At 33.8% G+C, this 13,535-nt stretch carries 13 protein-coding genes; 9 read left to right on the top strand and 4 right to left on the bottom strand.

Going from position 1 to position 13,535, the window contains the following annotated elements:
* Positions 1–3 precede the first annotated feature (3 nt).
* The 9 genes from ACM40_RS08400 (at position 4) to ACM40_RS08360 (ending at position 8,807) form a co-directional block, all read left to right on the top strand.
* The gene (locus ACM40_RS08400; protein ID WP_165579292.1) at positions 4–1,290 is read left to right on the top strand and encodes a glycosyl hydrolase family 28-related protein; all 1,287 of its coding nucleotides are present in this window, start codon (positions 4–6) and stop codon (positions 1,288–1,290) included.
* Complete coding sequence (locus ACM40_RS08395; RefSeq protein WP_048502365.1) at positions 1,290–2,318, top strand: hypothetical protein; 1,029 nt, start codon at positions 1,290–1,292, stop codon at positions 2,316–2,318. The genes ACM40_RS08400 and ACM40_RS08395 overlap by 1 nt, the downstream gene beginning before the upstream one ends.
* 2 nt (positions 2,319–2,320) lie before the next feature.
* The gene (locus ACM40_RS08390) at positions 2,321–3,220 is read left to right on the top strand and encodes an NAD-dependent epimerase/dehydratase family protein (protein WP_048502364.1); all 900 of its coding nucleotides are present in this window, start codon (positions 2,321–2,323) and stop codon (positions 3,218–3,220) included.
* Between the two features lie 4 nt (positions 3,221–3,224).
* Entirely contained in the window at positions 3,225–4,187 is a 963-nt protein-coding gene (locus ACM40_RS08385) for an MraY family glycosyltransferase (RefSeq protein ID WP_048502363.1), read from the top strand.
* Between the two features lie 12 nt (positions 4,188–4,199).
* Positions 4,200–4,745 carry a dTDP-4-dehydrorhamnose 3,5-epimerase gene (gene rfbC, locus ACM40_RS08380; RefSeq protein ID WP_048502362.1) on the top strand — a complete coding sequence of 182 codons (546 nt, stop codon included), beginning with the start codon at positions 4,200–4,202 and terminating at the stop codon, positions 4,743–4,745.
* A gap of 94 nt (positions 4,746–4,839) precedes the next feature.
* Positions 4,840–6,141: a 30S ribosomal protein S12 methylthiotransferase RimO gene (gene rimO, locus ACM40_RS08375; RefSeq protein ID WP_048502361.1), complete on the top strand. Its 1,302-nt coding sequence runs from the start codon at positions 4,840–4,842 to the stop codon at positions 6,139–6,141.
* A gap of 338 nt (positions 6,142–6,479) precedes the next feature.
* Positions 6,480–7,127, top strand: a complete 648-nt coding sequence (locus ACM40_RS08370) for a hypothetical protein (protein WP_048502360.1) — start codon at positions 6,480–6,482, stop codon at positions 7,125–7,127.
* A gap of 126 nt (positions 7,128–7,253) precedes the next feature.
* Positions 7,254–7,874, top strand: coding sequence for a hypothetical protein (locus tag ACM40_RS08365; RefSeq protein ID WP_228376158.1), 621 nt, complete (start codon positions 7,254–7,256; stop codon positions 7,872–7,874).
* A gap of 561 nt (positions 7,875–8,435) precedes the next feature.
* Entirely contained in the window at positions 8,436–8,807 is a 372-nt protein-coding gene (locus tag ACM40_RS08360) for a septal ring lytic transglycosylase RlpA family protein (protein ID WP_048502358.1), read from the top strand.
* A gap of 65 nt (positions 8,808–8,872) precedes the next feature.
* Here the strand turns inward: ACM40_RS08360 and ACM40_RS08355 are convergent, their stop codons facing one another.
* The 4 genes from ACM40_RS08355 to ACM40_RS08340 form a co-directional block, all read right to left on the bottom strand.
* Complete coding sequence (locus tag ACM40_RS08355; RefSeq protein WP_048502357.1) at positions 8,873–9,637, bottom strand: exodeoxyribonuclease III; 765 nt, start codon at positions 9,635–9,637, stop codon at positions 8,873–8,875.
* Positions 9,634–9,927, bottom strand: a complete 294-nt coding sequence (locus ACM40_RS08350; RefSeq protein ID WP_048502356.1) for a YciI family protein — start codon at positions 9,925–9,927, stop codon at positions 9,634–9,636. The genes ACM40_RS08355 and ACM40_RS08350 overlap by 4 nt, the downstream gene beginning before the upstream one ends.
* 121 nt (positions 9,928–10,048) lie before the next feature.
* Positions 10,049–11,593, bottom strand: coding sequence for a bifunctional response regulator/alkaline phosphatase family protein (locus tag ACM40_RS08345; RefSeq protein WP_048502355.1), 1,545 nt, complete (start codon positions 11,591–11,593; stop codon positions 10,049–10,051).
* A gap of 133 nt (positions 11,594–11,726) precedes the next feature.
* On the bottom strand, positions 11,727–13,283 hold the full coding sequence (locus tag ACM40_RS08340) for a S41 family peptidase (protein WP_165579291.1): 1,557 nt from the start codon (positions 13,281–13,283) through the stop codon (positions 11,727–11,729).
* Positions 13,284–13,535 lie beyond the last annotated feature (252 nt).

The raw sequence follows: 13,535 nt of genomic DNA, 5'->3' as shown, positions 1-13,535 counted from the left end.
ATTTTGAAGACAGTTACCTTAATTCTTATTTTATTTTTAAATTCAATAGGATTATCCGGACAAATTTTGTCGGTGAAAGAATTTAATGCGAAGGGAGATGGTATTACTGATGATACTAAAGCTATTCAGAATGCATTGAATAGCGGTAAGCCAATACGTTTTGAACAGGGAGTTTATCTAGTGAGAACTTTAGTTGTTCCTTATAACTTTAAAGGTTTAAGCATGGAAGGTGTTGGTTTTAATCATTGGCACAATGATGTAGGAACGGTACTAAAGTCAATAGGAAATGAGCCTATATTGAAATTTGTGGACGGCTGTGATTGGGTGAAGATTTCGAATTTACGGTTAGATGGCAATAATATAGGTGGAATGGGTATTGATGGAACATTTGGTGGAGGATTGATTATTGATAATGTCGGATTCTATAATTTTCAAAGCATTGGTCTAAAATCGCGGCAAGGTTTGCTCAGGATTAGTAATTCGTTTTTTTTTAAAAATAAAGTTGGGGTGGAGTTATTTTCAGATAGCACTATTACTAATACTGAAATTACCGGAGGAGATATCTGTCTTAAGATTGTTGCAGGTGGAAACAGACTCTCCAATATTTGGCTAAATAGTGCACATGAATGTTTACTTCTATTAAAACCATTGGATGAAAAAACAGGACATCAAAATACATCTATCACAAATGCATATATTGGGGAACTACTTAATAATAATGGTCGGGAAGCTTACCAGATAAGAATTGAAGGTAACGCAATCAAAAGAGTTCAGCAGATCCAGATTACAAATTCTTTTTTTGTACATGCAACAGATACAAAAAGTATTAATAGTTTCTTTTATTTAAATAATTGCGATGAAATTATTATTAGTAATTCAAATTTTCTTGGGCGCTATACCTATTATAATAAGAATTCCTATACAAAAAATTTCGTTGTAGGTGAGAACAGCAATAATATCAAGATAATTGGAAATATTGTTAAAGGAATAAATCAGGAAGCTGTAATAATTAAAAACGGGGCTTATGACTGGAGCATATTAAACAATGATTTTATAGATTGTGCAGGTCTTAATAATGTAAATGCCGTAATAAAGGCGATTCCTAATTCTAGATCAATTATTACAAATAATAAATTTTTAGATTACAGGAATACGCCAAACGTGGTAGCATTGCAAGTTGATAAATCAGAAGGTATGCTTTTTAAAGATAATTATATTTATTATCCAAATAAGAGTATTATTATTGATTCTAAGAATGTAGAAATTTCACAAACCAATAATTATAGATAATGAATTTAAAAGGTAAAAACGTACTTTTAATTTCGGTTAAATTTTTTAATTATGAAAATTTAATTAAGAAAGAATTGGAAGATATGGGAGCTACAGTTGATCTGTTTGATGAGCGACCTTCTAATTCTTTTTTTAGTAAGGCGATTATCCGTATAAAAAAAGAAATGTATTCTGTTAAAATCAATCAGTATTTTAACGAGATCATTGAAAAGATAAAAGATACGAAATATGATTATTTCCTCTTAATAAAAGGAGAAGCCACACCAAAATTTTTCCTTGATTTTTTAAAAGAAAATAATCCAGGTATCAAATTCATTTTCTATACCTATGACTCATTCAAAAATAATTCGAATGGATTAGAGATTTTAAATTATTTTGATGATAAATTCACTTTTGACAGTCAGGATGCCGTTCAGTATCAAATAAGCTTCAGACCATTGTTTTTTGCTCAGGATTATGGAGATCTTAACGGAAGCAATAAAAACTTTCAAAATGATCTGGCTTTTATCGGAACTGCACACTCGGACCGTTATTCAATTAGTGAAAAAGCTAAATCATGGTGTGGCGGGCATCAGTTAAAGATGTTTACATTTTATTATTCTCCTAGCAAGCTTCTTTTTAAATATAGAAAAGCAACGGATAAGAATTTTAGAGACTTTGACTACAATAAAATTTCATTTAATAGTCTTTCCCATCACGAAATAGTTGATATTTATAAGAATACCAAAGTTATTCTGGATATCAACCATCCCGGACAGGACGGTCTTACAATGAGAACATTTGAAACGTTGGGAGCCGGTAGAAAATTAATCACTACCAATCCTAAAATAAAAAAGTACCCTTTTTATGATTCACAGAATATTTCTATCATAGAAAGAGAAGCAATCAAATTTGATGAAAGTTTTTTCCGGTCCGATTTTAAAGAAATGAACTCTGAGATTAGAGAAAGTATGTCTTTAAAGGGATGGATAAATGAAGTATTCGGTCTTTCATCTATTAAACATTGGGAACAGGTTTTAAAACAATAATTATGAATATAGCCGTTTATGGAGGTTCCGGTTTTGTAGGAAAGAATCTTATACAATCGAGATTGATAAATGCTGAAGTTCAGGTAATATCATTAAGAAATACTTCCTGGAAAGAAGCTGCCGGTTGGGCGGATATTATGATTAATCTTGTAGGCAAAGCACATGATCATAAAGGGACTGCGACTGAAAAAGATTATTCCTTTGCCAATGTAGAATTGGTAAAAGAGATATTTGATACTTTTATTAAATCGGATGCCAGGCTTCTTATTCATGTAAGCTCAATTGCTGCTGTTGAAGAATTTGAATCTGAAGAACCGCTGAAAGAAGATTCCATCTGTAATCCGGTTTCTTTATATGGCAAAACTAAAAGACAGGCAGAGGAGTGGCTTTTAGCACAGATGCTTCCTGAAAATAAAAAAGTGATTATTCTGAGACCACCAATGATTCATGGACCCGGAGATAAAGGTAATCTGGGACTGCTATATAAAATAATTTCAAAAGGGCTTCCATATCCCTTAGCGTCTTTTGACAACAGTAGGTCTTTTTTATCTATTGATAACTTCAATTTCTTTATATCGGAAATTATTAAAAATGAAAACAAAATAAAAACGGGAATTTACCATATTTGTGATGATGAGCCGGTTTCAACAAAGGATATCATTACTATAATAAAAAAAGTTACAAATAAAAAGACCATCAATTTATCCGTACCTAAAATATTCATACAGGGTCTTGCCAAGACAGGAGATGTTTTACCTCTTCCAATTAATACAAAAAGATTGAAAAAGATGACAGGCAGTCTCTTGGTTTCAAATGAAAAAATAAAAAACACATTGAAAATTACAGATCTTCCTGTTTCAGCGAAGCAAGGTCTTGAAAAAACAATAAAAAGCTTTAGTTAAAGTAATGGAATATATTCTTGTCACTGTCATCCTATTTATTTCAATACTGATATATTTCAGAATTGCAAATCAATATAATATTATAGATAAACCCAATCACAGAAGTGCACATACACAAATCACATTAAGAGGAGGAGGGGTTATTTTTCCTATTGCATTTATTGTTTTTTGCCTGTTTAATTTTAATGAAGTAATTCAAAATTATTGGTCTTTTGGATTAGGACTTCTGGCGATATGTACCATCAGTTTTATTGATGATGTAAGGACTTTATCCAATAAGATTAGGCTTTCGGTTCATTTCGTTTCAGTAGTTCTGCTTCTATACTTTACTGGGGCTTTTACATTAATGCCTTTTTGGGTATGGCCAATACTCTTTGTGGTTATAATTGGGACTCTGAATGCCTATAATTTTATGGACGGTATCAACGGGATGACAGGGGTTTACAGTCTTGTAACTCTAGGTTCACTAGCATACATTAATAAAGACATGATTCAATTTACAGATGAAAGCTTCATCGTTTACCCAATTTTGGCATGCTTAGTTTTTCTCTTTTTTAATTTTAGAAAAAAAGCAAAATGTTTTGCCGGAGATGTTGGAAGTATGGGAATCGGTTTTTGGGTAATCGGTCTTATTACTCTTCTTATCATGAGAACCGGGGAATACAAATACATTTTGTTACTTTCAATTTACGGGATGGAGGTTGTACTTACTATTATTGAGCGTATATTATTAAAAGAAAATATATTTGAAGCCCACAGAAGACATCTCTATCAGCTTTTTGCTAACGAAAAAAAAGTATCCCACTTAGTAATAAGCTCTGTGTATGCTGTTTTTCAGGTGCTTATAAATATTTTTTTAATTCATTCACAGCTTCCTGTTTGGGTAATTATTTTGATTATATTTATTCCTGCAGGTGGAATATATTTAGGATTAAAATGGAGATTAAAAAAAGAATATAATTTATAAAAACAACAAAAAATGAAAATTAAAGAAACACCCTTAAAAGATTGTTATATTATCGAGCCCACAATCTTTGAAGATGATAGAGGATACTTCTTTGAAAAATATAATGAGAAAAAATTTGAAGAACTGACTGGGATGAACGGACATTTTGTTCAGGATAATATTTCAAAATCTTCATATGGTGTACTCCGAGGGCTGCATCTTCAGAAAGGGGAGCATGCCCAGGCCAAACTGGTATCTTGCCTGGAAGGGAAAGTTTTTGATGTAGCGGTTGATTTGAGAAAAGATTCACCAACATTCGGAAAATGGTTTGGAGTTGAATTGACGCCTGAAAATAAACTTCAACTTTATGTTCCCCGTGGATTCGGACATGGTTTTTCCGTTTTAAGTGAAACAGCGATCTTTTCGTATAAATGTGATAATTTTTATAATAAAGAGTCTGAAGGAAGTGTTATATGGAATGATCCGGAATTAAATATTGACTGGAAATTACCACTTGAAGCAATTATACTTTCTGAAAAAGATAAATCATTACCAACATTCTCTGCACAAAATTTTTAAATAATATATTGAAAACCACTTTCCTAAAGTGGTTTTCATTTTTTGAGCTTACTCTTTTATTATTTCGTATCTTTGCACACTCAAAATCAAAACGATGCGCACAAAATCTGTAGGGAAGAAGAAAATCAATGTTGTTACTCTTGGATGTTCCAAGAATGTATACGATTCTGAAGTATTAATGAGCCAGCTTAAAGCCAATGGAAAAGAAGTGGTTCATGAAGACCGCGGAGATATTGTGGTAATCAATACTTGTGGATTTATTGACAATGCTAAGGAAGAATCTATTAATACCATCCTTGATTATGTAGATGCAAAAAAAAGAGGCGAAGTCGAAAAAGTTTTTGTTACAGGATGTCTTTCTGAAAGATACAAACCGGATCTTATTAAAGAAATCCCGGATGTAGACCAATATTTCGGAACAAGAGATCTTCCGGTTCTTCTTAAACATTTGGGGGCAGACTATAAGCATGAACTTGTTGGAGAGAGATTGACTACTACTCCAAAGCATTATGCATACCTTAAAATTTCAGAAGGTTGTGATCGTCCTTGTTCTTTCTGTGCAATTCCTTTAATGAGAGGTGGACATGTTTCTACTCCTATTGAAAAACTGGTTGTGGAAGCTCAAAAACTGGCAAAGAAAGGCACTAAAGAAATTATCCTTATTGCTCAGGACCTTACTTACTATGGCCTTGATCTTTATAAAAAACGTGCTCTTGGAGAACTTTTAAAAGAACTTGTAAAAGTTGAAGGTTTAGAGTGGATCCGTCTTCATTATGCTTTCCCAAGTGGTTTCCCTGAAGATGTTCTCGATATCATCCGTGAAGAGCCGAAAGTGTGTAATTACATCGATATTCCTCTTCAGCATATCAATTCTGATCTATTGAAATCCATGAAACGCGGAACCACTCATGAAAAAACCAATGCATTACTAGCTAAGTTTAGAGAAAAAGTTCCGGATATGGCTGTTAGAACAACTTTAATCGTTGGATATCCTGGAGAAACTGAAGAAAGGTTCCAGGAATTGAAGGATTGGGTAAGAGAACAAAAATTTGACAGATTGGGATGTTTTACTTATTCCCATGAAGAAAATACAGGAGCTTACGTGTTGGAAGATGATATACCGCAGGAGGTAAAAGAAGCAAGAGTAGAAGAGATCATGGAACTCCAATCACAGATTTCCTGGGAAAAGAACCAGGAAAAAATCGGAAAAGTATTCAGATGTATTTTCGACAGAAAAGAAGGAAATTACTTTGTTGGAAGAACAGAATATGATTCACCTGATGTGGATAATACGGTTCTGGTTTCAGCAGAAGAAACATACATTTCTATAGGAGAATTTGCTGATGTTAAAATAACTTCGGCAGAGGAATTTGATTTGTATGGAGAACTTATCTGATAATCTGTCTCTTACATCCAATACCTAATAAGGTCATTTTTCCTAATATTACTAAAATTTAACAGCATTTATATAGATTGTAAATTTTGAATAACGTTGATTTTCAACACGTTGTATTTTTTATCGATAAATGTCTTTTATTTTTTTTATATAAAATGAATAAATTTCAAAATTATATCTTAAATTTGCGCAATAAGCAATGTTTTAAAATCAAATGCTTCAATAAGTTGCCTTTCTAATAAATTAAATTTTAATCTTGAAGATGAGCACAAGTTGGGATGCATTTTCCATTTTGGAAATATTGATGGAAAATAGTGTAATTTAAATCTTAAAAACTTATGAAAAAATTTTTATTAACAGCGACAATGCTCGTTGGCCTTTCGGCAGTTTCCAAGGCTCAGACAACGGGTCGTGTAGGTATTAACACAACTACACCAGCCGCAACCCTAGATGTAGTAGCTAATACTACTGATAATGCTAGACCTGATGCCTTGCTAGTCCCTCGTTTGTCAAGAACTCAGTTAGCAGCTAAAGATGCAGCATATACGGCTGCTCAGAATGGCGCCCTTACATTTGTTAATACTCTGGATGGTTCTGCAGCTGGTAAAACAATTAATGTAACTGCAACAGGATTCTATTACTATGATGCTCCAAACTCTGTTTGGGTTGCTGTAGGAGGAGGTGCTGCTGCCCCAACGCAGAAGTATGAAGTAATTCGAGGTACAACTACAGTTGTTACAACACCTGGAATATATACTGTTCAACCAACAGATTATTATATTGTAACTAATTCTGCTACTACATTAGTGAATGTTACATTCCCTAACCTAACAGCAGCTGATGCAGGTAGAACTGTTTACGTTTTCAATAATAACCTTACAGCAGCAAACACTATAACAAATGTTGGGGGTTCACTTACAATGAACGCTCAGAGAGGGTATCCTATTCTATGGACTGGTACTCAGTGGTTTGCTCTAACAAAATAAAATTAATACCTTATTAAGATGAAAAAATTAGTTTATTTAAGCATATTTGCAGTATCTGGAGTATCCCTTAATGCTCAGGTACTTACCAATAATACAACAAATCCAATCATTACTAATTCAAATGTAATGTTAGATGGTAGTACATCATTCAGTACAGAATCTGGAGCACAGCCTAATGTTGGTAAGGGAATTGTTATTCCAAGTGTTAACCTTGTTAACTTTGAATTTGATTTGGCCTTAGCTGATGGATTTACTTTCCCAACTTACTTCGATGGTATGATTGTATATAATAATGCTACAGGAAATACTCTTACAACAGGTAACAGATCCTCAACAGCAACAGCCGTAACCCCTGGATATTATTTTTTCTATAATCCAAATGGTGCATCAAATGGTAATGTAACTGCAGGAGTTTGGAGACCATTAGGTGGAGGTAGCGCTAAATTTGATGTAACTTCTGCTGAAACAGCTACCAATACATTAGTAGCAAGCAAGCAGGTTTATGCTATCAAAGGAACATTTGCTGCTACAGGAACTTCTACAGCTGTAAATATTCCGGCACCGACAGGTATGAGTGCTTTATATGGTATTACTATTTATAAAGCAGGTACAAACACTGTATATGACAGAAGTTTGTATTCTTATACAATTGCAACTACTGCAGGAAATGCAATTACAGGTTCTCCAAGTATGTCAGTAGTATATCCTGCCGGAACATACGACTATGTAATAGAATATTTAAAATAAGATTAATACTTATTAATATACTAAAACCAATGAGCAATCATTGGTTTTTTTTACATATTGACTCTAGGTTTATAAATCTTACTCAGTTGGTATTTAATTTGATATTGATAATAGGGAATATAAAAAGGAAGAATAATTGATCAGAAATAATAAGCGATTATTTGGATGGTAAAAATCACTGTTAAATAAAATATGAGTGACTTACCTTAGGGTCTCAAATAGCTTCTATTAAAAGTATTTCATATAACTAATATCTTAAATTATTTATGCCTTTACGCGTTTTAGAATATAAGATTATAATTTTATAAATATATAAAACATTGATTTACAGTAATATATGAAAATTGAATTTTGAATTTTATTGGCAAAAAGTTAAATACGTTAACTTTTAGATGTTTTTTTTAACGTTTTTTAACAGTGGTATCTAAAACCCCTGATAATAGGGAGTTGCGAGCCTTGTTAACATATTATTTACTTTTTGTTAACAGTTTTTAACATATGGAGTAGGGACTTTACAACATTCCTTATACTTTTGCTCCGTCAAAACCAATAAAATTCAAGATGATGAAAAGATTCATTCTCGTAATCATAATGATGATTTCAACCTTAGGTGTTTATTCTTTTACAGGGAACACCTTAGATGCGAAGAAAACAAGTTATGCATCGTACTACCACGATAAATTTAACGGTAGAAAAACAGCAAGCGGAGAAATCTTTAGTAATTCAAAGTTTACCGCTGCCAACAGAACGCTTCCGTTTGGAACTAATATTAGAGTTACCAATCTGAACAATGGAAAACAGGTGATAGTGAAGATTAATGATAGAGGCCCTTTCCATGCATCAAGAGCATTAGATATTTCTAAAGCTGCGTTCGATGAAATCGGAGATACCAATAGAGGTACTATTCCCGTTGAATATGAAATTGTCGACTAAATTTATGATTTAAATTTAAAAAAGCCAGCTGATTCAGCTGGCTTTTTACTTTATAATCAAGTCTTCTAGACATCTAATTCCAATAAGGCAGGACAATGATCCGAGTGTACAGCTTCCTTTAATATAACAGCTCGTGAAAGCTTATCCTTCAAAGTGTAAGTTGCAAAGTTATAATCCAGTCTCCAGCCCTTATTTTTAGCTCTGGAATTTTGTCTGTAGCTCCACCATGTATAATTTTCCGGTTCATTATTGAAGAAACGGAAACTGTCAATCAGCTCGCATTCTTCAATAAAGTCAGTCATCCATTCCCTTTCCATCGGCAGAAAGCCGGAAACGTTCTTTAAACGGACCGGATCATGAATATCTATAGCCTGGTGGCAAATATTGAAATCTCCCGAAATAATAAGGTTAGGAATCGTTTTTCTTAGTTCTTTTATATAAGCCAGAAAATCATGGCAGAACTGCATTTTGAATTCTAACCTATCAATATTGCTGGCAGACGGAACATAAACCGATATAACAGAGTATCCGTCAAAATCTGCACGAATAATTCTGCCTTCATTGTCATAGCTTTCAATACCGCATCCGTATTCAATATGGTTGGGTTTGATTTTTGAAGCAATTCCGACGCCACTATAGCCTTTTCTTACTGCAGAATGCCAATAACTATAATAACCGATTTTTTCAAGGCTTTCAATGTCTATCTGATCGTTGCCAGCTTTACTTTCCTGAATACAAATAATATCCGGATCAGCAATCTTCAGCCAGCCCAGGAAATCCTTTGTAAAGGCAGCCCTGATTCCGTTAACGTTGTACGTGATTAACTTCATGGTTTTTTGATGAAAAATTTAAAGTGTTCGTTATATTTTGTAGGGAAAAATTCCGTAATGTCATAATCTGCTATTTCATGAATATAAAAAGGATCTTCTTTAATGATCTCTTCAACTTCATTTTTAGAGAAGGCATCTGCAAGTATGATTCCTCCTGTTCTTGGCTCTTTTCTGCCGGAAGCAATGAAGTTTCCGGAACGGTAATGTTTTTCAAGGAAATCGTTGTGCTCCGGAATAAAACGTTCTACATTTTCCAGAGAGGTTTTATAGGTCAGTGAAATAATAAACATTGTTTTTTTGCTAAGATATGAACTCTTCGAGACTATTAAAAGAGACTGCAAAAAGAAGCGGCAAAAATCATTCGATTTTTGCCGCCTTAAACCCAAAATTTTAAATAAACTATGAAAAAAACTACTTGGGTTCTAAAATACTGATAGGAATAATACATTCTTCCAGTGAAATTCCTCCATGCTGGTAGGTCTCTTTATAGTAATTCACAAAGTGATTGTAATTTTTCGGATAAGCCAGGAAAATATTATTTTTTGCAAAAATATATTTTGAGCTTAAGTTTCCTTTGGGCAGGAACAGCTTTTCAGGATTGGTAACAGCCCATACATCGCTGTCATCATAGGTTAAGCTCTTTCCGGTTTTATAACGTATATTGGTAGATGTTTCGCGGTCACCTACGACTTTGCTTGGTTTCTTAACATACACCGTTCCGTGATCTGTGGTGATGACAAGCTTATAACCGTTTTCTGCTGCTGATTTAATGATTTTCAGTAATGATGAATTCTCAAACCAGTTTAAGGTAAGGGATCTGAATGTTTTATCATCACGGATCAGCTGATCTACGATATGATTATCTGTTTTGGCATGCGAAAGAATATCAATAAAATTATAGACAATGACTAAAAGGTCGTTGTTTTTATGCTGGTTGAAGTCATCATAGATTTTTCTTTCAAAATCAGCATTCAGAACTTTAAGGTATTTCATCGATTTAGATCCCAAGCCGATTCTTTTCATCTGGTCTTCCAGGAAATCACGCTCAAATTCATTTTTGTTTCCTTCTTCATTATCATTGAACCACTTATCCGGAAAACGTTTCTCGATTTCGGACGGCATCAGTCCTGCAAAGAAAGAGTTTCTTGCATACTGAGTAGCGGTAGGTAGAATACTGTAATAGTAATCCTCCGAAATTTTATTGTAGTATTTGGTGAATAGTGGTTCAATAACCTTCCATTGGTCAAAACGAAGATTATCCACCATAAGAAGAAGAACTTTTTCTTTTTCCACTTCTGGTTTTATTTTTTCTTTAAAAAGCGTGTGGCTCATTAAAGGCTTATCGGAGTCAGTAAGCCAGCCTTCGTAATTTTTTTCAATAAATTTGGCAAACTGGATATTCGCTTCTTCCTTTTGTGATTGCAAAAGATCCGAAAATTCATTATCCTCCACCTTATCAAATTTAATCTCCCAGCTTAATATCTTCTTATAATATTCTGCCCATTCCTGGTAAGTCCTGATATAAGAAAGCTCCATAGACAGATTCCTGAATTCCTGCTGGTACTGAAGTATTGTTTTCTGCTCCACAAGATTATCTTCCTGCAGATTCTTTTTTAATGATAATAAAATCTGGTTGGGATTTACAGGTTTTAGAATGTAATCCGCGATCTGTGATCCGATGGCTTCCTCCATAATATGTTCCTCCTCACTTTTTGTCACCATGACGATCTTTAAGGAATTATCTTTCTCTTTGATCATGGGAATGGCTTCCAGTCCCGAAATACCGGGCATATTTTCATCAATAAGCGTTAATGCAAACTTCTCCGAATCCATAAGTTCCAGAGCTTCATTCACATTGTTAACAGGGGTTACCTGATAACCTTTTTTTTCTAAGAATACGATATGGGGTTTGAGTAAATCTATTTCATCATCTATCCATAATATCTTTTCCGACATAATTTATTTTTTTACATGGTTATAGCATCAAAATGTTGACCAATTCCTTTTAATTTCTCACAAATTAGAGACACTAAAAGTTAAATATTAGTTAAATGAAAATGCTGTTCATCATTACTGATATTCAATTTCTTTAAAAACCGGTCTTTATATAGTCCAAAGCTCTTTCCAGAACTTCATCTTTTTTGTTTTGAACCCCTTTCACAGTGGGTTTTATGATAATATCCGGGATAATTCCTATCCTCTGCGTTTCTTTTCCGTCCGGATAGTCGGCTCCGAGCCCTGTAAAGCAAGTATCCAGATCAGCAATTTTAAACCTGATCACATCACCGTTAGCCCCCGAAGTATTACTTCCGATTACTTTGGCTTTCGGATGTTGCTTAAACATCATGGTTGTTGTTTCCGCCTGGCTCTGGGTATTCTCGTCTACCAGGACGATAACATTTCCTTTATAGTAATCCGGGTTCTTTCTGCCGATGCTGTTTTTTAAGCTATAAAATTTACTCAAATAATCTGTTTCCGGGAAATTAAATTGATAATAAATTGTTTTTTCAGGAAGAATCAGCCTGCTCAAAGGGAAAATTGTTTGTTTAGGGTAATTTCTGAGGTCGAAAATGATGGATGATGTAAATCTTAAATCATTATACATATCATCCACATCGCTTTTTTCAAGAATGCCCATATTAACGTAGCCGATCTTTTTATCTGCATCTAAAAATTTCCATTTGTCAGGAATAGCCGGCTTTTCTCCTGTAATATCTGTGAGAAGATAGGTTTTTGTTGTTACAGCCAGGTTTTGTCCGTCACGCTCTATTTTAAGCCTGATAGAATCATGATTGCTGAACAGAAAAAGATTTTTCACTTTTGTGATTTTTCCCCAGGAATTGGAAGCTGGAACATATTTAGCAAAACTATTAACCAGCTGAGGAATTGTCCTGTCATTCACATCATAAATAACATCACCGGTTTTCAATGGTATTTCTTCATTGAATTTATTTTTCTTGATCTTGGTTACAACCAGCTTTCCTTCCGCATAGATATATTCTACAGGAACCCTTTTTCTTCCATATAGGTTGGCATTGATCAGTGGCGAATATAGAAAGGCATGGGAATCATCAGTTTTTGCAACCAGTTCCGCAAGGGTCAGGTGATAGCTTTCATCATTATCGATGCTGAGGAATTTGGGAATCATTTCTGTTAATACATCATTCCAGTTCTCATCAGTCAGATACTTATAAGGAAAGAAATATTCTACCAGATTCCAATATCTGAAAAGCTCCAACAGTGCTGTCTTTTTTGAAATATATTTTGAGCCGTATGAATTTTCATTCCTGAAGAAAACCTTTTTTCCGCCTTTTCCGAAATAATGGCTGCTTCCTAAATTTCTGTTGTTTTGGATAAATAAGAGCTGTTCGGTTACTGTTTTACTGAATATTTGTTCATTGCTCATCCAGCCCGGATCAAAGTTTCTCAGAAAATATATTTTCGCTTTATCTTCTTTCATGCATTTTTTGCATTCATCCACTTTTCCAAGACTGCTGATCCATCCGGAATATAATTCGTTCAACTGGTTTTTATCCCGGATGTGCTCAAGCTCTCCGATTTTTTGAAAAAGCTGCTGATCCCAATCAAAGCCTCCTTTGGCAACATGAGGATGGCAATATTTCAAAAATCCCCAGACCTTACACAATGATTCAAGTTTTTGTGTTTCCGATAAAGCCTGTGCAGAAAAATGTAAACTGAAAAAAAATAAAATGAAAAAAGAAATTTTTCTCATCAAAATGAATGGTTATTAATGGATCAAAGATATATTTTTAAAACAGAATATGCAGAAAACATCTGTGCAAATCCGTGCAATCTGTGGTGAAAGAATAAAACATAGGTCTCATCAACAAAGAAGGATGTTCTGTTTTGGAAGGGGGTGGAATTCTTTAACGTCAAT

Source organism: Chryseobacterium sp. BLS98, assembly GCF_001045445.1.
Lineage (GTDB): Bacteria > Bacteroidota > Bacteroidia > Flavobacteriales > Weeksellaceae > Chryseobacterium.
This window is presented reverse-complemented; position numbering and strand designations above follow the sequence as displayed.

Coding starts and splice junctions, on each gene's coding strand:
- ACM40_RS08355 (WP_048502357.1), bottom strand. CDS start 9,637: ATGAAGTTAATCACGTACAACGTTAACGGAATCAGGGCTGCCTTTACA.
- ACM40_RS08360 (WP_048502358.1), top strand. CDS start 8,436: ATGATGAAAAGATTCATTCTCGTAATCATAATGATGATTTCAACCTTA.
- rfbC (WP_048502362.1), top strand. CDS start 4,200: ATGAAAATTAAAGAAACACCCTTAAAAGATTGTTATATTATCGAGCCC.
- ACM40_RS08365 (WP_228376158.1), top strand. CDS start 7,254: ATGTTAGATGGTAGTACATCATTCAGTACAGAATCTGGAGCACAGCCT.
- ACM40_RS08370 (WP_048502360.1), top strand. CDS start 6,480: ATGAAAAAATTTTTATTAACAGCGACAATGCTCGTTGGCCTTTCGGCA.
- ACM40_RS08345 (WP_048502355.1), bottom strand. CDS start 11,593: ATGTCGGAAAAGATATTATGGATAGATGATGAAATAGATTTACTCAAA.
- ACM40_RS08395 (WP_048502365.1), top strand. CDS start 1,290: ATGAATTTAAAAGGTAAAAACGTACTTTTAATTTCGGTTAAATTTTTT.
- rimO (WP_048502361.1), top strand. CDS start 4,840: ATGCGCACAAAATCTGTAGGGAAGAAGAAAATCAATGTTGTTACTCTT.
- ACM40_RS08350 (WP_048502356.1), bottom strand. CDS start 9,927: ATGTTTATTATTTCACTGACCTATAAAACCTCTCTGGAAAATGTAGAA.
- ACM40_RS08390 (WP_048502364.1), top strand. CDS start 2,321: ATGAATATAGCCGTTTATGGAGGTTCCGGTTTTGTAGGAAAGAATCTT.
- ACM40_RS08385 (WP_048502363.1), top strand. CDS start 3,225: ATGGAATATATTCTTGTCACTGTCATCCTATTTATTTCAATACTGATA.